Raw genomic sequence first — 20754 nt, 5'->3', positions numbered from 1 at the left:
ACACCAAGATAAAAAAATCCCCGCTATGTGCGGGGATTTTTTTATCGACCTTTTAAACCATCTTGAATTTGCTGCTGTAATTTCAAAATATCATCTAAATTTACTTTCATCGTACCTTCACGATAAGCATCGACATTACTTCGGTTAATGTTCAGCGGCTTTAACATTTCAAAAAGACCATTGGTTGGATCAGAAGACTGAATCCCGCCCGCTACAGCTAAAATATACTCTTGTAGAAATGGAGAAAGCTGAGACAAGTCTGGCTGTGCCATGACAGGTTGATAGTCTACTGTCTTCATACCTTCAGGGACTAAAGCATTCTGTATATCGTTATGAGTTTTATACTCACGATGCTGTAGAGCCTGACGCACTTTTTTATCTTCTTGAAATGGGACAAAGCCCACTTCTTCACGTAGCTCAGATTCGGCCATAACGCGAATTGTAGGTAAAGTAGCCACTTCTTCTGCTTGAACAGTTGGTAAACCCATAAAAGCAAATACAGCAATGAAGGCTGATTGTTTTAGAAAGTTCATAACTTGCTCCCAAAATCAGTCACCCTACGCGAACTCAAAATGATGACTAAATAAAATGTTCTATAAATAGGCTACAACAAAGTCATTTTTGATTCAGTAATGCTCAGATAAACGGTAAATAACGTTAGATTTTTAAACTTATTAAAAAGAAATTCATAAAAGATTTTAGAAATTAATCTGAATATGGCTAAGTCATATTATATTGCCAGATTTAAATATTACGATTTTTTGTTTATAGTCAGCTTTTTATAAATCTATTGAATTCGACAGAAATAATGAACTTTAAAATATTAAATCAGAATAGTCTTATGAGCTGCTTACTAGCCAGTTTCTTTCTCACTGGTTGTGTGAGTAATCGAATTATTGGTGAAAACACGCGAGAGCTATTTACAAAATACGACTCAGGCTATGAATGGATCACTTTAACAGAAGATGATGTAATTGCATTCGGTAAACCATCAGTATCTCTCCCAAATGAACCAGAGGACAGTATTGTTATCGCAGGGAAAAAATATAGTTATGTCATTAGTAAAGGCGGTAACGATTTCATTCAATTAATTAGTCAATTAAATCCACAATATATTCAAATAAGTAATGAGCTAGATTTTAATGCTCCAGCTTCGAATAGTAACCATTTTTACGGACATATTAGATTTTCTTACACCCCACCTAATGGGAAATTGAACGAGAAAGAATCAGCTTTATTCAAACAATATGGTGTAATTCCATGTGACTATGAAAAGACATTAGAACTACATAAATTTGAGTTAAATCTTAGAGGAACTGTTTATCCTCCTGTAAACAATCTTAAAAAAATAACCCCTTTATCCAAGCCATATCACGTTAGAATCCAATATCTTCATGATAAAAGCGGAAAAGTACCCTTATCAACTAAGGAGAAGCTAGCAAGTTTACCACTGCTTCCGTTTACCTTAACTTTCGATATTATTGCTTTACCTGCGAAAGTCATGGGTATCATTTACCAGCCTTAATAGATTAGGAATAAAAATTACAAATTTCAGTAAAGATAAAAAATCCCCGCTCAATGCGGGGATTTTTATCAATTTTCTAACATTTCTTTTAAAGAATCGACTAATTGCGGAAATTCCGTATAACCTTCCCGACCTAAAAAGTGCCCACCATTAGGAACGGTAATATAAGGCGCATCAATATCCTTAGCCAATTGAATCGTTAGTTGTGGTGGAACCAAATCATCATTATCAGACAAATAAACCAGCTTTTTCTTTATGTCACGGAAATAGTTGGTGTCGACTTTACTCTTTGTTATATAAGGACTAAGAGGTGAAGAGTCTGAAATTGGACCAGAGAATCCAGATACTAAAATCATTCCTCCAATATTTTGATAATCATGTCTTTGTAAAAAGTGTAGCAAGGTAATTACCCCTAAACTGTGGGCAACAAAATAAGTATTTTCATTAACTGCAGGAATCTGCTCATCTAAAACTTTCTGCCAAGCATCGACGTCCGGATGCTCAGAATCTGGAAATGGTATTAAAGTAACAGTTGTATTTTCATCTTCTATTTGGTGTTTTAGGTCCAAAAACCAATGATCGTTAATAGAAGCTGAGTAACCGTGAAGCACAAATATTTGACGCATGTTCTTCTCCTGAAATTCAAGGGTTTTGGCATTTGTAACAAATGACATTAATCCGAATATCACCAATAAAATGAGTTTTCTAATCATGGAACAAGTACCATTTTGAAATATAAAAACATGCTAAACTATGACACCACTGTTAAGGTCAACCCTATTTTATGAACTTAGCTAAAGTTTCCGAGCTCACAAAAGTAAGCCCACGTATGCTGCGGTATTATGAAAATTTAGGGCTTATACAGCCTCATCGAGCGAGTAATAATTATCGAAGTTATACGCAAAAAGATATTGAAAATATTAAGAAAATTAAAATATTAAATGACGCAGGTATGAACCTGAAAGACATTCATGTTTTATTGCCATGTTTTGATTTAGATGAACGGGTATTTACGCTGTGTCCAGTGGTTCAAGAAAAACTGCAAACAGAACTTAAGCATGTGTCCGATCAGTTAAACAAACTGCAAACTTCTCAAAGTTTATTACAATCTTTCTTGGCAAAAGGAAAAGCTGAGAGCACCAATATTTAAAAAGTGATGCTCCTCCTGTCGCTATTCTTTTAACTCCCCTTCCAAGGCAGCTACATTCTTTTTCTTAATTTTTTCAATTTTTGCATTAAGTTTTAAAACGTCTTGATACAGTGCATTAAACTTTTTGACCTGAGCATTTTCATGGAAAAGTATCATCTGATCTTTCTTTTGCCATGGATAAGTTTTTAAAAGCTTAAACATTTCTTCTGCTTTATCTAAAATTTGTAGCTCAATCATAAAAATTGCATGGTCCTGATCGGCTTTTTGCTGAGCTCCTAATTTTATTTCGAGGATTTGTCTCATCTCTTTATCAACAGACAGTTCCTGAATTTTTGCCAAGAAGGTTTTATGAATTTTTTCATATTCGGATTGATACTTATCTGAAGCTCTGCGAACATCGGCTAGCATTTTTTCGGTTTCAGCATATTTTTGTTTTTTATCATGATCTAAACGGTCAACATTTAAAAACGTATCCCATTTCGCAGCTTTTAATTCTCTTAAATATTCATTACGTGCATTTACATTTTGGACCCAATAACTCAAAAGAAACTCTGAGACTTGTTTGTAGTGTCCTGCCAGCCGTTTATCGTGAATATCAAGTTGTACAGGTTTAGTCCAGTCTTGGGCCTGATCATAAAGCTGATTCATTTTTTCAGTCATTACCACATCAAACATTTGACTGCTATCTTTGGCTTGCTGCTGTTTTATATGTTGATAGGTAAAAAAAACAATACTCGTAATAACAACCAGACTTGCAATTGCAATCAAAACTCGGCGCATAAACACCTCCTATTTCCATTCTTATAGTTTTGCTCTTTATAGTTATAAAATAGAGCTTATAGCTCTTTATATGCCATTTATTTCACAATACGCAACACTCTATTCTCCATTCAATGCTTTAAATCCGTGTACATCATCCCTATTATGATGGGTAAATTATATTTATGAGATTCTCCCATGCGTGTTGATGTCTGGTCTGATGTAGTATGCCCTTTCTGCTATATCGGCAAAAAACGCCTTGAACATGTCGCTGCCGAGGCAGGTATCGAGCTTGATATTCACTGGCATAGTTTCGAACTAGATCCTGATGCTCCCGCAAAACATGACACTTCAAATACTGAGCGTTTAGCTAAAAAATATGGCCGTACCTATGAAGAGATGGAAGAAATGGAACGCAACATTGCGGCCATGGCTGCTTCTGAAGGTATTGACTTCCAATGGCAAAAAGCCAACTCAGGCAATAGCTTTAATGCACACCGTATTATCCACCTTGCACAAAGTAAAGGTTTAGGAAACGAAGCAAAAGAAGCCTTTTTCCATGCTTATATGACTGAAGGTTTAGCTATTGGCGAACGCGAAGTTGTAGAAGAAATTGCTTCTCGTATTGGCCTTGATAATGCCGAAGTTGAATATGTACTCGATACAAATGAGTTGGGTGACTTTGTTCGTCATGATGAAAAAATCGCACATGAGCAACTCAATGTAACTGGCGTACCTTTCTTTGTATTTGACCAAAGAATCGCACTTGCAGGAGCACAACCTCGTGAGGTGTTTTTACAAGTACTAGAACAAGCACAGCTCAAGGCAAATGCTGAAAATATCGAGCAAGATGACGCAGCTGTTTGTAATGATGAAACATGCGATATTCCACAAAATAAATAGGCTTAACGATAAAGTGTGAACGAGTCGTATGTTTTATCACCATTTTAGCAATAGAGCGTTCTAAAAAAAGAACTATTCAATTGTTTAAAATCGGTTTATGATTGCGGCTTAGAATATTCGCGCTGTAATGTTCTGTTTTTTATGTGTTTAATGATCGGAATTTGAAGTTTCCTTGATCAAAAACTCCCCCTAGTTTGGGGGATTTTTTTTGCTTAAAAATTATCGCTAATAGCTTAAACTTTTTAATTAATTTCAAATATGTAAGAAAAGTTAAATTTACTTAAGTTTTGTGTCGTCCTCTTGATTTTATTAGAAAAATCTACAAAAGTGACAATAACAACAAAACATAAAGATAGATATGAAAAAATTTCACATCATTACATATCGGCACCTTTTTGCCCTTTTGACCTTAGGATTTGGTTCAGTATGTATGGCTCATGCAGAAGTAAATTCTTCCTCAACCCAACAAGTAAACGGTTTGTCATCTGGAGCACAAGCCGAAGAAAACAAAGATGAAAATCTTTTAGACCAAATTCCAAGATGGATTGATGCAACCCCAACGATTTTCCCCGAGCAGTCCAACGAACCGATTGTTCCACCAACCGAGCAAACCGAAGATCAGACTTGGTTTGACCGTAAACAAAAGAAAATCCGTAATTGGGCCGATCGTACATCTGGAAAAATTGATAATTGGTTTGGTGAAGTTGACCCACAAAAACCTGCATCAGCCACCATTCGGGTCATGATCGATAACTATTGGAATGAATATGATAATTATGAAATCAAGCCCAGAATTCGCGGTAAGATTAAATTACCTACTCTAGAAAACCGTTTAAGTGTGGTATTTGGTGATGACTCTTTAGATGACGAATTTAATAATAGCCCAGCCAATATCAATCAAAACCCAAATCAAGATCCAAATAAAAAGTTAGATGGTAAACGAACTCGAGATGACAACAGCTCAATCGCATTACGTTGGTCAAATTTCTCGAAAAAGCTACCTTTTGAAACAGACGCTGACTTAGGTATCCGTTCTGGCGATGATATTTATGTCCGTTTAAAAGCATCGAGAGACTGGCAACTCCGTAATGATTTTAAATTTTATGCAGAACAAATTTATCGTTATGGCATAGATAGTGAAAACTACTTAAGAACTAATCTTGAACTTACCCATGCTCGTCCAAATCAGCCGATCTTATCAAACCAGTTCAGCTTAACTTATGCCGATGATCAAGACGATGATTTGACATGGGAAAACCGTCTTTTCCGAGAACATAGCTTCTTTGCAAATAACCGTTTTAACTATGGCATTTATACAGGTGGCTACTACAATGACAACGATTTACGTTTAAACAGTTGGGGACCCTTTGTATCATGGCGTCAGCCTGTTTTACGTGAATGGTTCTTTGTACAAGGCGACCTCAATTACTTTAATGACCATCGTGAAGATCGCAACCATTATGTGAGCACATTCTTACGATTAGAAGCCCTTTTCTAAGCTTAAAAATCACCTTGGATTCCCCATCCAAGGTGATGAATAATAAAATACTTTTAAATAAAAATTTAAGCTTTTCTTCTTACAATAACGAGCTAATTTTTGATTCCTGATCTTCAGAAAATGAATCAATTCTCTTCTTTTTCATTTGAATACAGATCTACTGCCTTACTTTGCATTTATAGCTTAGGTATGCTGGTTTTAATTCCTCATACACAGCTTTTGCCCACTTCTTTGAAACACTCACGCTCTACAAGGCGAACCCCGTATTCGTCTTTGGTTACTCTCAAAACAAAAAGTCAGTCTGTATCTTTTTTACATTCACCATGCGAAGTAGAACCAAGTCATAGTTCAGATACTGCACTTATTCAGGACCTGATGGCTGTATTTGGAAATGATACGTTGTGGAGTCGCGCAGCCCAACGCAAACATCCTTATAAAACCTTTGGCAAGGTCAAGAAGAAAGCTTCAACTCTTCATGTTTCAGAAAATAATCCGCTCACAGCAAGTTGGAATACCATTTCAACCTGGATGCCGTTTGAAAATGATCTTGATCTAGGCTCAAACTCGGAAAGTGATGTTTATGTACAATTTCTTGCCAAGAAAAAATGGAATTTACGACATAACATGAGTCTAGATACTGAGCAAATTTTCCGATATGGTTCGACCAGCCGGAATTACACTGAAACGACGCTGAACTTAACGCAGAAAATGCAAGATAACACATTATTTTCCAATACATTTAATGTGAATAAGAGTGGAAAGGAAGATTACAACTGGGGGAATTGGACTTTCCAACAATTTGAATTTGTAAAAGATAATCGTCTGACTTACGGTATTTATAGCGGTGGTGTATATGCCAATAACGATATCCGCCTAAATAGTTGGGGACCTTATATTTCATGGCGTCAACCGATATGGAGAGATTGGATTTTTATGCAAAATGATCTTAATTTCTTTAACCATCTTGATGATGACCCCAAGCATCAGCTCAGTGTCCAAATGAATCTGGAAGCTAATTTTTAGACAAAAACCATCAAATTGTGGATAACTCTTTCTTTATCCACAAAAAAGCCCCTGATAATTCAGAGGCTTTTTCTATTGCAAAATTATTTTAGCAACAAGCTATTAATGCGCTTCACATAAGCTGCCGGATCTTCCGGTAATCCACCTTCTGCAATCACCGCCTGATCAAAAATCACATTCGCCAAATCATCAAATTGTTCTGAACCTTCAAGTTTTTTCACTAAAGGATGCTCAGGGTTAATTTCTAAAATTGGCTTGATTTCAGGTACGGCTTGCCCCGCTTGTTTGAGCATACGAATAAGTTGAGGAGACAATTCCCCTTCACTAGTCACTAAACATGCCGGAGAATCTACCAAACGAGTCGTTACACGGACTTCTTTGGTTTTAGCCTTCAATGAGTCACTTAATTTCTCAACAACAGGTTTAAACTGTTCAGCCGCTTGCTCAAGTGCCTTTTTCTCTTCAGCATCTTGCAAGTCACCTAAATCAACTGCACCTTTAGATACATTCTTCAATGGTGTACCGTCAAACTCGTGAACAAAGTTCATTGCCCACTCGTCAACACGCTCTGCCATTAATAATACTTCAATGCCTTTTTTCTTAAACAACTCCAACTGTGGAGAGTTCTTAGCAGCAGCTAAACTTTCAGCAGTCACATAATAGATAGCTTTTTGGCCTTCTTTCATGCGTGCCTTATAGTCCGCAAAAGAAGTTGTTACTTCATCATTTGTTGAAGTTGCATAACGTAATAATTTTAAAATACGTTCGCGGTTACCAAAGTCTTCACCCAAACCTTCTTTAAGAACTGAGCCAAACTCAGTGTAGAACGTTTTGAATTTTTCTTGGTCTTTTTCATCTTCAGATTTAGCTAAGCCATCAAGCAAAGTGAGTACACGGCGTGCGTTACCTTCACGGATTGTCTTAACATCACGGCTTTCTTGCAATAACTCACGGCTGACATTAAGCGGTAAATCAGCGCTGTCCACGACACCTTGTACAAAGCGTAAATAGTTTGGAATTAAATTGTCCGCATCATCCATAATAAATACGCGTTTTACATACAGCTTAATTCCTGCTTTTGCTTCACGTGTAAAAATGTCATGAGGTGCTTTACTTGGAATATAAAGTAACTGGGTATATTCCGTACTACCTTCTACACGGTTATGTGCCCATGCAAGCGGAGCTTCAAAATCGTGAGTTAAGTTTTTATAGAACTCAACATATTGCTCTTCAGTCACTTCACTTTTGTTACGTGTCCATAGGGCACTTGCCGAGTTAATTGCTTCCCACTCATCTGTTTTGACCATTTGGCCGCCTTTAGGCTCCTCACCTTCAGCAACCTCTTCTTCTTGCCAAACTTCTTTTTGCATTTCAATTGGCAAGCTAATGTGGTCAGAATATTTATTAACGATTTGCTTAACTTTATAAGACTCTAAATAATCAAGCGCGTCATCACGCAAGTGAAGAATAATGTCAGTACCGCGTGAAGCTTTATCAATTTGCTGAACTTCAAACTCACCTGTACCACCACTGATCCAACGCACCCCTTCAGAAGCATCTAGACCTGCGCGGCGTGATTCAACCGTAATTTTATCGGCAACAATAAAACCTGAGTAGAAACCAACACCAAACTGACCAATTAACTGAGCATCCGCTTTCTGGTCACCCGTCAATTTTGACATGAAATCTTTAGTACCTGATTTTGCAATGGTACCCAAGTTATCAATGGCTTCTTGTTGGCTTAAACCAATACCGTTATCAGAAATTGTTAAAGTTTTATCTTCTTTATTTAAGCTGATTCGTACATGTAAATTAGGGTCATTTTCATAATATTCAGGATGATTAATTCCTTCGAAACGCAATTTATCACATGCATCTGATGCATTAGAGATAAGTTCACGTAAGAAAATTTCAGGGTTCGAATAGAGAGAATGCGTCACTAAATGTAAAAGCTGTGCTACTTCCGCTTGGAAACTATAATTTTGTGATGCTTGTTCACTCATAAATCACTCCTTAAATTTTGAAGTCTGTTTGTTCTCGAATGCTTTATGAATGGAGTATTTCTAGAATTTTTCAATCCTGAATATTAAAAAATTTTACTCTAATTAAAATGGTCCATGGCTTAAGACCCTATCTTGTAAAATAGTGTCTAGTTGTTTTTGTCTTTGTTGATATGCCTTAGAAATACAACTCACATTAGCTGCACAAGCATTTCTTTTTTTCAGCCATTGCTGCTGTGTATCTTTTTGATTATCACGTCCACCCATTGGTAGTGCATGTAAAACAATTTGATATGTCGTTGCCATTTTGACATCGGCATCATTTAAAGACCGGTTCTTACAAATACTGAGTTCAGTCTTTGTTTTTGCAGCATTGCAAGAGAAACTAGCAGCTTGCAAACTATGCGTAAAAGCTAAACCACTAAAAAGTGCTAGCCCCATGGCAAATTTTCTATTCATCATGTTATTCCTTTAAAAATGTATAAAAAATAGTTTAGAAATAAAGAACGATAAAATATGTATAAAACTGTCTATTTTATGCGTTTTTTAGTGAGAACCATGAAATAAAAAACCTCACATAAAAACTATGTGAGGTGCCTGAATCTAGGTTTATTATTATATTCTTTCTATTTATTATTATGCTTAGAATTTATAGCTATAACCTAAAGTGTAAACAAACGGGTTAATATCTAAGTCAAATTTAGCACCATTTGTTAAAGTAACTTCTGGACTAATATCTGCATAACGAACATCTACAAATACTCCCCAATTTTTAGCATCAGCAGGTTGGAAATTAAAACCAATTTGGCCAGCCACACCAAAATCTTCTTTTACTTTGTCAGCTACGCCTTGTTCATCCCAAGGAATAAATGCTGTTGCCCCGATACCAATATACGGTGTAAAACGAGTCGAGTTTTTAAAATGATATTTCGCGGTAATTGTTGGTGGCAATTGTTTAATACGCGCTACTTTCTGACCATCTAATAAAACATCATGATTGACCGGCGTTGCTAATAATAATTCTGCCGAAAATGGAGATTGACCAAAAAAGTATTCTACTGATGGAGTAAATGCATATTCATGGTCCGCCTTTACCACACCTAAAGCAGTTGTTGTATCTTCCGATGGAGCAATAACGCTGCCCCCAAATTTTACTTGCCAATTACCAGCAAAAGTAAATGAAGACACCCCCATTAATGCAATAACTAATGCTTTTTTAAACACTTTAATATCTCCAACCTTATTTATATTTATAATAAACATTTATTTTAAATTGATGCAACACCCATTATAAAATTATTTTTATATTTATTTTTAAATAACTGTTTTAAATAAAATTATATATTAACCAACTATTTTAATTGGTTTTTATTCCAACCTAATTAATCAGAATTGTTTTATATAACCAACCTTTTTAATAAACTTTAAAACCCGAGTATTTTAATATAGTTTATTCTAAATACATGTTTTGTTTATACCATAAAAAAACCTCCTTAATTATTATCTCTAGATAAAAACTAAGGAGGTCTTATTTAATATTTTATAAAAATTATAAAACCATGGCTGCAATCCAACCAAAAATTAATAGCGGAATATTAAAGTGAATAAATGTTGGTATCACAGTATCCCAAATATGGTCATGTTGCCCATCTACACCTAAACCTGCTGTTGGTCCTAAGGTAGAATCAGAAGCCGGAGATCCAGCATCACCTAAAGCAGCAGCTGTCCCGATAAGCGCAATTGTCGCTAATGGTGAGAAACCGAACTGGACACATAAAGGTACATAAATAACAGCTAATACAGGAACACTTGAGAAAGATGAACCTATACCAATCGTGACAAATAGGCCAATACAAAGCATTAAAAATGCAGCAAGCGCACGGTTATCACCAATGATTTCTACCACACCTTTAACCAACTGGTTAATATCTCCGGTATGAGTCATAACTGAAGCAAAACCAGCAGCAGAGATCATAATAAAACCGACTAGAGCCATCATTCTCATGCCTTGTACAAAGACATCATCTGCATCTTGCCATTTAAAAATGCCTGCCGTAGAAAGCACTGCAAAGCCCACTAAACCACCCAAGATCATTGAGCCGGAATAAAGCTGAGCAACTAAAGTGAGTCCAATAGCCAGCAAAGCCATAAAAATTGTTTTTTTAGCAATAACAGGGCCTTGCTCTGCCTCATGTTTAAGTTCTTCTGCGTCTGCTTTTAAGTCTGCTGTTTCATCTTGTGCAGTTGCACGAAGAGGTTTATCTAAATCAATTGTAGTTACAGGGCTTATCGAACGGTCAGCATAAATCCGTGGCTTACGGTAACTGATAAATACCGCAACCAAGGTGCCTAGAACCATTCCCAAAACTGGAATTGCCATACCAATAGGCATCATGCCACGTTCTACATGTAAGCCATAAGCAGCGCCAATTTTGTTGATATTTCCCATCAAAATCTGTTCAAGGAAAATCGCACCAAAGCCAACAGGTAAGAAAATATATGTCCCAACCAAGCCTAAAGTAAGAACACAAGCTGCGGCGCGGCGGTCTAATTTTAAATGGTTCATTACCCGTAATAGAGGCGGAACCAATACTGGAATAAAAGCAATATGAACTGGAATAAGGTTCTGAGAGAAAATAGCTGCGATCAGTAAAATACCTAATAGTAAATATTTCACTTTAGTTTCTCGGCTTTTCCCCGCTTCCATTCCTAATAAACCAATCAGTTTATGGGCAAGTAAATCGGGTAATCCAGATTTTGAAAGTGCCAGAGCAAATGCCCCTAACACTGCATAGGCAAGTGCAACCTCAGCACCATCACCAAGACCAGCGTTAAAGGCTTCAACAGTTTGAGAAAGGCTTAAACCCGCTACGAGGCCGCCCACAATGGCAGAAACCACTAAAGTCAGTACGACAGAAACGCGCGCCAGTGATAACAAGAACATCACTGCAATCGCAATAACGACAGCATTCATGAATAAGTTCAGAGCAAAACAAAAGGCGATATTCTACCAGATTCACCTCTATGAAGCCGAAAATATCGCCGAATTACCAGTTTTGTATATTAAACAGTCACTTATTAGCTCTGCAAGTTAATAAACTGGCGAATATGAACTGCCACTTTTTCAGCCTGACTCAAAATCGCCCAATGATTTGCTTCAAGCTCAACATATTCGAAGTTTTCAACCCATTTTGGCATCGCTTCTGTAATATATTCTGGGCTGACAAAAGTGTCATACTTTAAAATAATTGCTTTAACTGGACATTGCGCATAACGCTGACGAGGGCTAGTTAAACGTGGAATAAAATTCGCACGATATAAGTTAATACCGTATTTCCCATCTGAGGAAATATTACTATTTAATGGCAAATTATCTTTTCGCTCTAAATCTTTTAAGATCTTACCCCACTTCTCTGGACTAAACAGCGACCATACAGTTGGAGCAATTAGCGGTAAATGGAATGCTCCGATATACCATGATTTTGTGAGTATTTTTAGGATCTGTGCAGGTGATGTTTTAAACTTCTCTCTTAAGAAAAGTGCCGCATGATCCAAACATGGACCGGAAATTGTTGTATAAGAGAGTAAACGGCCTTTAAATTTAGGTTCTGTTGCAGATTCCCAAGACTGAATTGAACCCCAATCATGCGCAGCCATATGGAACTGTCGATTTGGGATTACCTCATCTATGACTTCCTGCAAATCTAAAGATAAACGTTCTAAACGGTAATCCCGTATCCGTTTAGGAATAGATGATAAGCCTGCCCCACGGACATCATAAGTCACAATATAAAAATCATTGATTAAATGCTCAATGACCGATTCCCATACTTCCTGATTATCTGGATAACCATGCACTAACACTAATGGAATATTTTTCTCATCACCCCAAGCCTTGGCACACAGGGTTTGTTGATCACTTGTCGTTACGGCATAAATCATTGGCTGCATAATCATTTCCTATTTTGTTTTTCAATCGATCATGTCGTTAAACGGATAAAGCATTGCCATCAATATAAAAAAGATGATACTTATCTAGTATGACCAGTGTTGCAATAAAAAAAATTGACTATTATGGCTATTTTAAAAAAACTTCAGAACATTCCTTCAATTTCCAAATTCTTATTTAACCATTACCCACCTTACCGTGGAGCTGGAATTCATATTGAAGTCATGAATTTAGAGCTCTGTCATGTTCGGGTAAAAATGCCACTTACTTGGAAAAATCAAAATCTGGTAGGCACTCACTTTGGCGGAAGCCTTTATTCAATGGTTGACCCCTTTTATATGTTGATTCTTATGCATCATCTCGGATCAAAATATATTGTTTGGGATAAAGCAGCTGAAATTAATTTTTTATCACCTGGCCGAAGTACCGTTTATGCTGACATTCGCGTTGATTTAGCAGAAATTGAACAAATTCGTGAACTTGCCGAAAACTATGCTCCTGTTCTTAGAACATATCATTTAAATATTTTCGATGAATCAGGTGTGAGAATTGCTGAAGTCCAAAAGACACTTTATATCCGACGTAAAAAAGCAAAACCTTCTACTAATAAAATAAGCGCCTGAAGGCGCTTATTTTTCATTTCACTTATTTTTATTTCTTTTCTTCAATCGCAGCACCAGCACCGCCGCCGATTGCGCCACCAATTGCAGCACCTGTATCACCACCTATGATAGCTTTACCAACGACCGAACCAATACCTGCACCAATCGCACTCTTGGTTGTGGTTTGTTTACTGCCACCTTGAGTATTAGAACCCACACCTGCACCTACCGCAGCACCTAAACCTGCACCGATACCACCACCAACATGGTTACCAAGACCGCCACCCAATGCACCACCCGCTGCTGCTGCACCAATACGCTGGTCAGACGGACTCATATTTTGACAGCCGGTGAACATAACTGTTGATAATATGACAGTAGATATTAAACCAATTTTTTTATTCATGACCGTACTCACTCCTTTGGGCTTTAATCAAAGCATAGTCTTCTTTTATGAGGAATTTGATCAGTTTGTGTTATTGCACTGTCCTTGTTAGCGGCAATGTAAAAATGACCCCCCAACAGCATTTGAAAATTGACCCCCTTGGTTAATATAGTGGTCTTTTTGGACTGCTCAACATGTTAACTTTGGAGCAAGCAGTGACAATCCAAATACTTCATCAACAAGGTCAATCTATTAAGGCAATTAGCCGCGAACTCGGTATTTCTAGAAATACTGTGCGTAAATATTTACGATCTCAAGTAACACCTAAATATCAACGAACACAATCTAAAGTGAGTATTCTTGAGCCTTATAAACCGTATTTAATCAAACGTGTAAATGCCGCCGATCCAGAATGGATACCGGCTGCAGTGTTGTATCAAGAAATCTTGCAAAAAGGCTACACGGGGAAAATTAGAACACTACAAAATTATCTCAATACATTAAAGCCAACTAAACAACCAGAGCCGATTAAGCGATTTGAGACTCAACCAGGTCAACAAATGCAGGTTGATTTCACAAAAATTCGACGTCATCACACCACATTAAAAGCATTTGTTGCAACTTTGGGATACTCTAGAGCAACCTTTGTTAAGTTTTATGATCATGAACGTTCTGATGCATGGATTGATGGCTTAGAAAGTGCTTTTCAGTTCTTTGGTGGTGTTCCTAAAGATGTATTATTTGATAATGCTAAGGCCATTATGATTGAACGTGATGCTTATCAAGATGGTCAACATCGCTGGAATGCTAAATTACTTGATTGTGCTAAGAAATATAACTTCCGACCACGTGTTTGTAAGCCATATCGTGCGCAAACAAAAGGTAAAGTAGAACGCTTTAATAGTTATTTGAAATCAAGTTTTATCGTGCCATTAAAAGCAAGTTTAAAGGTGGTTGACCTTAGCTTAGATGTTGATATGGCAAATGCCTATATTGGTCGATGGCTTAGTGAAACAGCAAATCAACGCATTCATGCAACAACTAAAGAAAAACCAAGTACTCGTTTGCTTGAAGAACAACAATATTTTTCTTCATTACCTTTATTTAATGATGGTTCTAAAAAATCTGTAATTGATGATGTTAGCCCATCATCACTCATACCTCATGAGAGTGTTCAACACCCCTTATCAATCTATGATGAATTACTGGAGGTTTCTTAATGAATTTACAGTATGAGCGTATTGAACAGCTTTGCCGTCAGCTTGGTCTACAAACAGTGGCATCACAATGGTCACATCATGCACAACAAACCTTAGCAAAGGATGGCAGTTATGCAGATTTCGTTGAAGCTATGCTATTACATGAATACACAGCCAAGCAGCAACGTAGTCAACAGATTCTTTTACAACTTTCAGGTCTTACTCAAATCAAAACGTTGGAGGCTTATGATTTTAATTATGCTTTAGGTGCTCCAAAGTCGCAGTTGCTTGAACTATTTAATTTAAGCTTTATTCCAAGAGCTGAAAATGTTGTATTTATTGGTGCAAGTGGTGTTGGGAAAACACATCTATCAATGGCTTTAGGCTATAAGGCAATTATGAATAATATTAAGACTAAGTTTATTACTGCAGCTGATTTAATGTTGCAACTTAGCCTAGCTTATCAACAAGGTAAATTAAAAAACTACATGCAACGTGTTGTACTTGCTCCAAAGTTATTGATTATCGATGAAATAGGATATTTACCATTTGGTCGTGAAGAAGCAAATTTATTTTTTAATGTTATTGCCAAGCGCTATGAAAAAGGCAGTACGATTTTGACCAGTAATTTACCATTTAGCCAGTGGTCTAAATCATTCGCAGATGATGTTACTTTGACAGCAGCAATGTTGGATCGTTTATTACATCATTGTCATGTTGTACAAATATCTGGGGAAAGTTATCGTCTAAAAGATAAAAAGAGAGTAGGAATTCAACCACAAATTGAGTCTTAATAAATCATCAAAGGGGTCAATTTTACTTTGCTGTTTTAAGGTAAAAGGGGTCAGTTTTAAATTGCCGTTGACATCCTAATTAATAGATATTTTGTAAAGCCAATTTATGTGCAGTGATGAGTTAAATTTTCATCTTTTAAAACCAGATAAAAAAAGAAGCTCTTCATTAAATAAGAGCTTCTTTTTTAAATATCTTAAAGGGTAATTTTAGTATTTCCCTTTTTTCTCTTCATAAGCCGCGCCTGCGCTACCACCTAGCGCTCCTCCTGCAGCAGCGCCTGAATCACCACCAATGATTGCGCCACCTAAGACAGCACCAACACCGGCACCAATGGCACTATTACGTACTGTTTTACTGCTAGAGCCTTTAGCATTAGCGGCAACACCAGCACCAAGCGCTGCTCCTAAACCTGCACCAATATTACCGCCTATATGTTTACCTACGGCACCACCTGCACCACCACCGATAGCTGCCGAACCAATACGTTTGCTTTCTGGGCTAGCATTTTGGCAACCTACAAATAGAGTAGTTGACATTAAACCAACACCTGCAATCATCATCATTTTTTTCATTAAAGCTACTCCTCTACTCAGTTGCGCCTAGAATAGTATGCTTTCATGGAGGGTTTTCCCCCATTAAGTAATAAATTAAGAGTGCTTTAATAGACTTTTTGTAAAAATGGCTTATTTTTTCCACAAAAAAGGCGCCCTAAGGCGCCTTTTTAATGCAAGTTTAAGCTTAGAATTGTTCTGAGTTTAAAGCTTGGCTAAATGCTTGGTCTACTTCGCTGAAGTCATTGTGAAGAGCATGTTCTGCTGCTTCCGCTTCTTGACGACGACGCTCTAAGTGGTATGCAAGACCAGTACCAGCTGGAATCAAGCGACCCACTACAACGTTTTCTTTCAAGCCACGTAAATCATCTTCTTTACCTGTTACAGCCGCTTCAGTTAACACACGAGTTGTTTCCTGGAACGATGCAGCAGAGATGAATGAGTCAGTAGAAAGCGATGCTTTCGTAATACCCATCAATTGACGTTCAAACTTCGCAGGGAACTTGTTCTGAGCCAAGACGGCTTGGTTCTCTTGAACAACACGGATGTAATCCACTTGTTCACCTTTGATGAAGCTTGTATCACCACCATCGATGATATCAACTTTACGCAACATTTGACGTACGATAACTTCAATGTGCTTATCGTTGATTTTTACACCTTGGAGACGGTAAACGTCTTGAACTTCGTTCACGATGTAGTTAGTTAAAGCAACTTCACCTTTCAGGCGTAAGATGTCATGTGGATTTTGTGGACCATCAGAAATGGTTTCACCACGGTTCACATGTTCACCTTCAAACACGTTGATTTGACGCCATTTTGGAATCAACTCTTCGTAAATTTCAGAACCGTCATCTGGAGTAATCACTAAACGGTTCTTACCTTTGGTCTCTTTACCGAAGCTTACGATACCAGACACTTCTGCCAAGATCGCATGTTCTTTCGGCTTACGTGCTTCGAACAAGTCAGCAACACGCGGAAGACCACCGGTAATATCACGAGTACGTGAAGATTCTTGTGGTACACGACCGATAACGTCACCCACACCAATTGTTTCGCCGTCGCGAACAGTCACAATTGTGTTTTGTGGTAAGAAGTAGAACTGTTCACCGCCATCAGTTGTATCTAATACGATTGCTGGACGTAAATCTTTACCAGAAGCAGGACGTGCTGTTACAGGCAAGATTTCAACAGTTGTCATACCAGTTGCATCATCAGTTTTAGATGTTGCAGTTACACCATCAGCAATTTGGCTGAAACGTGCTTTACCAGCAACTTCTGTTACCAATGGATGCGTATGCGGATCCCATGTCGCAACGATACCACCAGCCTCAACAAGCTCACCATCTTTCAACAAGATGCTCGCACCGTAAGGAAGTTTGTAGCGTTCACGCTCACGACCTAACTCATCGGCAATACCAATTTCACCTGAACGTGAAACTGAAACCAAGTGGCCTTTCGCATGTTGTACAGTTTTTACGTTATGGAAACGTACAGTACCTTTGTTACGTACTTGAACACTGTTTGCAGCAGAAGTTCGGCTTGCAGCACCACCCACGTGGAACGTACGCATTGTTAACTGTGTACCAGGTTCACCGATTGACTGCGCAGCCATTACACCTACTGACTCGCCTGGGTTTACCAAGTGACCACGAGCAAGGTCACGACCATAACATTTCGCACACACACCGAATGTTGATTCACATGCGATTACAGAACGTACTTTAACTTCATCGACACCAGCCTCTTCAAGCTGAGCCGCGATTTTCTCGTCAATTAACGTACCACGAGGTAATACAACTTCATCATCAGATGCACGACGTACATCTTCAGCAGTTACACGACCTAATACGCGGTCACGTAATGGCTCGATGACATCACCACCCTGAATGAATGGAGTCATCACTAGACCACCACTTGTACCACAATCTGGCTCAGTAATTACTAAGTCTTGTGCCACGTCTACAAGACGACGAGTCAAGTAACCAGAGTTCGCAGTTTTCAATGCAGTATCGGCCAAACCTTTACGCGCACCGTGTGTTGAAATGAAGTACTGGAGTACTGTCAAACCTTCACGGAAGTTCGCTTTAATTGGAGTCTCAATAATCGAGCCATCCGGTTTTGCCATCAAACCACGCATACCTGCAAGCTGACGAATCTGAGCCGCACTACCACGGGCACCAGAGTCAGACATCATATAGATACTGTTGAATGATTTTTGCTTCTCGTCTTCACCTTGTTTGTTTTTCACAAGTGTATAAGACAAGTTATCCATCATTGCTTTAGCAACTTGGTCGTTTGTACGCGCCCAAATATCGACAACTTTGTTATAACGTTCACCAGCAGTTACGAAACCTTGTTCGAACTGTTGTTCGATTTCACGAACTTCTGTTTCCGCTTTGTCAATAATTGTGTGTTTCGTAGGTGGAATTAACATGTCTTCCATACCTACAGATACACCTGAACGAGTCGCTTGACGGAAACCCAAGTACATTAATTGGTCAGCGAAGATAACTGTATCTTTCAAACCAAGTTTACGGTAGCAAGAGTTGATTAACTTAGAGATGTTCTTTTTAGTCATCTCAAGGTTGATCATGTCAAAGCTTAAACCTTCTGGAACAACTTCCCAAAGTAAGCAACGACCTGGTGTTGTATCAACAATAATAGTTTGCTGTTCACGCTCACCATTTTCATTGATAACCGTTTGATGCACACGTACTTTAACACGAGCATGGATCGCAACTTGACCAGTTGCAAGTGCACGGTTTACTTCGTGAGTATCCGCAAACACCATGCCTTCACCTTTCGCGTTTACTGCATCACGAGTGATGTAGTAAAGACCCAAGACAACGTCCTGAGAAGGAACGATGATTGGCTCACCGTTTGCTGGTGACAAGATATTGTTTGTTGACATCATCAATGCACGAGCTTCTAACTGTGCTTCAAGTGTCAATGGAACGTGTACCGCCATTTGGTCACCGTCGAAGTCGGCGTTGAACGCAGCACAGACGAGCGGGTGAAGACGGATTGCCTTACCTTCAATAAGAATAGGTTCAAATGCTTGAAGACCTAAACGGTGAAGTGTTGGCGCACGGTTCAACATTACTGGATGTTGACGAATTACAGATGCAAGAACGTCCCAAACTTCCGGAGTCTCACGTTCAACCATTTTCTTCGCAGCTTTAATGGTTGTTGCCTGACCTGAAGCTTGTAATTTCGCGAAAATGAATGGCTTGAATAATTCAAGTGCCATTTTCTTCGGAAGACCACATTGGTGAAGACGTAAAGTAGGACCTACAGTAATTACCGAACGACCAGAGTAGTCAACACGCTTACCTAACAAGTTCTGACGGAAACGACCTTGTTTACCTTTGATCATGTCTGCCAAAGATTTTAATGGGCGTTTGTTAGAACCAGTAATTGCACGACCACGACGACCGTTATCAAGCAACGCATCTACAGACTCTTGTAACATACGTTTTTCGTTACGTACGATGATGTCCGGCGCTGCAAGGTCAAGAAGACGCTTCAAACGGTTGTTACGGTTAATTACACGACGATATAAGTCGTTCAAGTCAGAAGTCGCGAAACGACCACCTTCAAGTGGAACTAATGGACGTAAATCTGGTGGAAGTACCGGAAGTACGTTCATTACCATCCATTCTGGCTTGTTGTTTGAGTCTTTGAATGCTTCCATCAATTTCAAGCGCTTAGACGCTTTTTTCAACTTCGTTTCAGAAGTTGTTTGAGGAATTTCTTCACGTAAACGTGAAATTTCAGCTTCAAGGTCGATGTCTTTCAACAAGTCTTGAACTGCTTCTGCACCCATTTTTGCAACAAATTCGTCGCCGTGCTCTTCTAGAGCAGTAAAGTATTCTTCATCATTAAGAAGTTGATACTTTTCAAATGGTGTCATACCAGGATCAGTAACAACGTATGATTCGAAATACAATACACGTTCGATATCACGAAGTGTCATATCAAGTAATAAACCGATACGGGATGGTAACGATTTTAAGAACCAGATATGTGCAACTGGAGAAGCAAGCTCAATGTGACCCATACGTTCACGACGAACTTTTGCTGTAGTTACTTCAACGCCACATTTTTCACAAATGACGCCTTTGTATTTCATACGCTTGTATTTACCACACAAGCATTCGTAATCTTTTACTGGACCAAAGATTTTGGCACAGAACAAACCATCACGTTCTGGTTTGAACGTACGATAGTTGATTGTCTCAGGTTTTTTAACTTCACCATGAGACCATGACTTAATCATTTCTGGTGACGCAAGACCAATACGGATACGGTCGAACTCAACTGGTGCATGACCATCTGAGTCCGTTTTCTTACGCATGATATCGAGCAAGTCTTTCAATTTTTTTCTCCGTGTGTCGGGAAGCCTCGCTTAC

The 20754-nt window shown here is 38.3% G+C and carries 19 protein-coding genes; 8 read left to right on the top strand and 11 right to left on the bottom strand.

Annotation, left to right across the window (positions count from 1 at the left end):
- Positions 1-41 precede the first annotated feature (41 nt).
- Positions 42-533: a hypothetical protein gene (locus EGS71_RS14695; protein ID WP_001010124.1), complete on the bottom strand. Its 492-nt coding sequence runs from the start codon at positions 531-533 to the stop codon at positions 42-44.
- Between the two features lie 275 nt (positions 534-808).
- Here EGS71_RS14695 and EGS71_RS14690 point away from each other — a divergent pair, with 275 nt between their 5' ends.
- A complete protein-coding gene (locus EGS71_RS14690; protein WP_001009591.1) occupies positions 809-1525 on the top strand; it encodes a hypothetical protein in 717 nt (238 codons plus the stop codon).
- Positions 1526-1593: 68 nt separating this feature from the next.
- Here the strand turns inward: EGS71_RS14690 and EGS71_RS14685 are convergent, their stop codons facing one another.
- Positions 1594-2238, bottom strand: coding sequence for an RBBP9/YdeN family alpha/beta hydrolase (locus EGS71_RS14685; protein ID WP_085943463.1), 645 nt, complete (start codon positions 2236-2238; stop codon positions 1594-1596).
- A gap of 71 nt (positions 2239-2309) precedes the next feature.
- Here EGS71_RS14685 and EGS71_RS14680 point away from each other — a divergent pair, with 71 nt between their 5' ends.
- Positions 2310-2675 (top strand): MerR family transcriptional regulator, encoded by a 366-nt coding sequence (locus EGS71_RS14680; protein ID WP_001046657.1) that lies wholly within the window; start codon positions 2310-2312, stop codon positions 2673-2675.
- A 21-nt stretch (positions 2676-2696) separates the two neighbouring features.
- Here the strand turns inward: EGS71_RS14680 and EGS71_RS14675 are convergent, their stop codons facing one another.
- On the bottom strand, positions 2697-3455 hold the full coding sequence (locus EGS71_RS14675) for a hypothetical protein (RefSeq protein ID WP_001255246.1): 759 nt from the start codon (positions 3453-3455) through the stop codon (positions 2697-2699).
- A gap of 177 nt (positions 3456-3632) precedes the next feature.
- Between EGS71_RS14675 and EGS71_RS14670 the strand changes: the two genes are divergently transcribed.
- The 3 genes from EGS71_RS14670 (at position 3633) to EGS71_RS14660 (ending at position 6858) form a co-directional block, all read left to right on the top strand.
- Complete coding sequence (locus EGS71_RS14670; protein ID WP_001261851.1) at positions 3633-4337, top strand: DsbA family oxidoreductase; 705 nt, start codon at positions 3633-3635, stop codon at positions 4335-4337.
- Between the two features lie 358 nt (positions 4338-4695).
- Positions 4696-5835, top strand: a complete 1140-nt coding sequence (locus EGS71_RS14665) for a hypothetical protein (protein ID WP_004735799.1) — start codon at positions 4696-4698, stop codon at positions 5833-5835.
- Between the two features lie 120 nt (positions 5836-5955).
- The gene (locus EGS71_RS14660; RefSeq protein ID WP_002016241.1) at positions 5956-6858 is read left to right on the top strand and encodes a hypothetical protein; all 903 of its coding nucleotides are present in this window, start codon (positions 5956-5958) and stop codon (positions 6856-6858) included.
- A gap of 83 nt (positions 6859-6941) precedes the next feature.
- On the opposite strand, the gene htpG is transcribed toward EGS71_RS14660, so the two are convergent.
- From htpG to EGS71_RS14635, 5 genes are all read right to left on the bottom strand, one after another.
- Complete coding sequence (gene htpG, locus EGS71_RS14655; RefSeq protein WP_001294942.1) at positions 6942-8861, bottom strand: molecular chaperone HtpG; 1920 nt, start codon at positions 8859-8861, stop codon at positions 6942-6944.
- A gap of 102 nt (positions 8862-8963) precedes the next feature.
- Entirely contained in the window at positions 8964-9317 is a 354-nt protein-coding gene (locus tag EGS71_RS14650) for a lysozyme inhibitor LprI family protein (RefSeq protein WP_001080202.1), read from the bottom strand.
- 183 nt (positions 9318-9500) lie between these two features.
- Complete coding sequence (locus tag EGS71_RS14645; protein WP_000472944.1) at positions 9501-10082, bottom strand: OmpW/AlkL family protein; 582 nt, start codon at positions 10080-10082, stop codon at positions 9501-9503.
- A gap of 325 nt (positions 10083-10407) precedes the next feature.
- A complete protein-coding gene (locus EGS71_RS14640) occupies positions 10408-11832 on the bottom strand; it encodes a Na+/H+ antiporter family protein (protein ID WP_000994938.1) in 1425 nt (474 codons plus the stop codon).
- A 104-nt stretch (positions 11833-11936) separates the two neighbouring features.
- Complete coding sequence (locus EGS71_RS14635) at positions 11937-12815, bottom strand: alpha/beta fold hydrolase (RefSeq protein ID WP_161808439.1); 879 nt, start codon at positions 12813-12815, stop codon at positions 11937-11939.
- Positions 12816-12932: 117 nt separating this feature from the next.
- Here EGS71_RS14635 and EGS71_RS14630 point away from each other — a divergent pair, with 117 nt between their 5' ends.
- Entirely contained in the window at positions 12933-13430 is a 498-nt protein-coding gene (locus EGS71_RS14630; protein WP_000996189.1) for a DUF4442 domain-containing protein, read from the top strand.
- A gap of 28 nt (positions 13431-13458) precedes the next feature.
- On the opposite strand, the gene EGS71_RS14625 is transcribed toward EGS71_RS14630, so the two are convergent.
- A complete protein-coding gene (locus EGS71_RS14625; RefSeq protein ID WP_001034851.1) occupies positions 13459-13815 on the bottom strand; it encodes a YMGG-like glycine zipper-containing protein in 357 nt (118 codons plus the stop codon).
- A 173-nt stretch (positions 13816-13988) separates the two neighbouring features.
- Here EGS71_RS14625 and istA point away from each other — a divergent pair, with 173 nt between their 5' ends.
- Both istA and istB read left to right on the top strand, forming a co-directional pair.
- Entirely contained in the window at positions 13989-15014 is a 1026-nt protein-coding gene (gene istA, locus EGS71_RS14620; RefSeq protein ID WP_002009888.1) for an IS21-like element ISEc57 family transposase, read from the top strand.
- The gene (istB, locus tag EGS71_RS14615; RefSeq protein WP_001053381.1) at positions 15014-15787 is read left to right on the top strand and encodes an IS21-like element ISEc57 family helper ATPase IstB; all 774 of its coding nucleotides are present in this window, start codon (positions 15014-15016) and stop codon (positions 15785-15787) included. Before istA ends, istB begins: the two co-directional genes overlap by 1 nt.
- Positions 15788-15994: 207 nt before the next feature.
- Here istB and EGS71_RS14610 read toward each other — a convergent pair whose 3' ends face one another.
- Together EGS71_RS14610 and rpoC are read right to left on the bottom strand one after the other, a co-directional pair.
- Positions 15995-16360: a hypothetical protein gene (locus EGS71_RS14610; RefSeq protein ID WP_000738605.1), complete on the bottom strand. Its 366-nt coding sequence runs from the start codon at positions 16358-16360 to the stop codon at positions 15995-15997.
- Between the two features lie 166 nt (positions 16361-16526).
- On the bottom strand, positions 16527-20720 hold the full coding sequence (gene rpoC, locus EGS71_RS14605) for a DNA-directed RNA polymerase subunit beta' (protein WP_000653927.1): 4194 nt from the start codon (positions 20718-20720) through the stop codon (positions 16527-16529).
- Positions 20721-20754 lie beyond the last annotated feature (34 nt).

The organism is Acinetobacter sp. FDAARGOS_559 (assembly GCF_003940475.1).
GTDB classification, from domain to species: Bacteria; Pseudomonadota; Gammaproteobacteria; order Pseudomonadales; family Moraxellaceae; genus Acinetobacter; species Acinetobacter baumannii.
This window is presented reverse-complemented; position numbering and strand designations above follow the sequence as displayed.

Bases quoted from the DNA above. Each gene is read 5' to 3' on its own strand.
- EGS71_RS14695 (WP_001010124.1), bottom strand. From the start codon at position 533: ATGAACTTTCTAAAACAATCAGCCTTCATTGCTGTATTTGCTTTTATG.
- EGS71_RS14640 (WP_000994938.1), bottom strand. From the start codon at position 11,832: ATGAATGCTGTCGTTATTGCGATTGCAGTGATGTTCTTGTTATCACTG.
- EGS71_RS14680 (WP_001046657.1), top strand. From the start codon at position 2,310: ATGAACTTAGCTAAAGTTTCCGAGCTCACAAAAGTAAGCCCACGTATG.
- EGS71_RS14685 (WP_085943463.1), bottom strand. From the start codon at position 2,238: ATGATTAGAAAACTCATTTTATTGGTGATATTCGGATTAATGTCATTT.
- istA (WP_002009888.1), top strand. From the start codon at position 13,989: ATGTTAACTTTGGAGCAAGCAGTGACAATCCAAATACTTCATCAACAA.
- htpG (WP_001294942.1), bottom strand. From the start codon at position 8,861: ATGAGTGAACAAGCATCACAAAATTATAGTTTCCAAGCGGAAGTAGCA.
- EGS71_RS14610 (WP_000738605.1), bottom strand. From the start codon at position 16,360: ATGAAAAAAATGATGATGATTGCAGGTGTTGGTTTAATGTCAACTACT.
- istB (WP_001053381.1), top strand. From the start codon at position 15,014: ATGAATTTACAGTATGAGCGTATTGAACAGCTTTGCCGTCAGCTTGGT.
- EGS71_RS14630 (WP_000996189.1), top strand. From the start codon at position 12,933: ATGGCTATTTTAAAAAAACTTCAGAACATTCCTTCAATTTCCAAATTC.
- EGS71_RS14675 (WP_001255246.1), bottom strand. From the start codon at position 3,455: ATGCGCCGAGTTTTGATTGCAATTGCAAGTCTGGTTGTTATTACGAGT.
- EGS71_RS14660 (WP_002016241.1), top strand. From the start codon at position 5,956: ATGAATCAATTCTCTTCTTTTTCATTTGAATACAGATCTACTGCCTTA.
- EGS71_RS14665 (WP_004735799.1), top strand. From the start codon at position 4,696: ATGAAAAAATTTCACATCATTACATATCGGCACCTTTTTGCCCTTTTG.
- EGS71_RS14635 (WP_161808439.1), bottom strand. From the start codon at position 12,815: ATGATTATGCAGCCAATGATTTATGCCGTAACGACAAGTGATCAACAA.
- EGS71_RS14670 (WP_001261851.1), top strand. From the start codon at position 3,633: ATGCGTGTTGATGTCTGGTCTGATGTAGTATGCCCTTTCTGCTATATC.
- EGS71_RS14625 (WP_001034851.1), bottom strand. From the start codon at position 13,815: ATGAATAAAAAAATTGGTTTAATATCTACTGTCATATTATCAACAGTT.
- EGS71_RS14650 (WP_001080202.1), bottom strand. From the start codon at position 9,317: ATGAATAGAAAATTTGCCATGGGGCTAGCACTTTTTAGTGGTTTAGCT.
- EGS71_RS14690 (WP_001009591.1), top strand. From the start codon at position 809: ATGAACTTTAAAATATTAAATCAGAATAGTCTTATGAGCTGCTTACTA.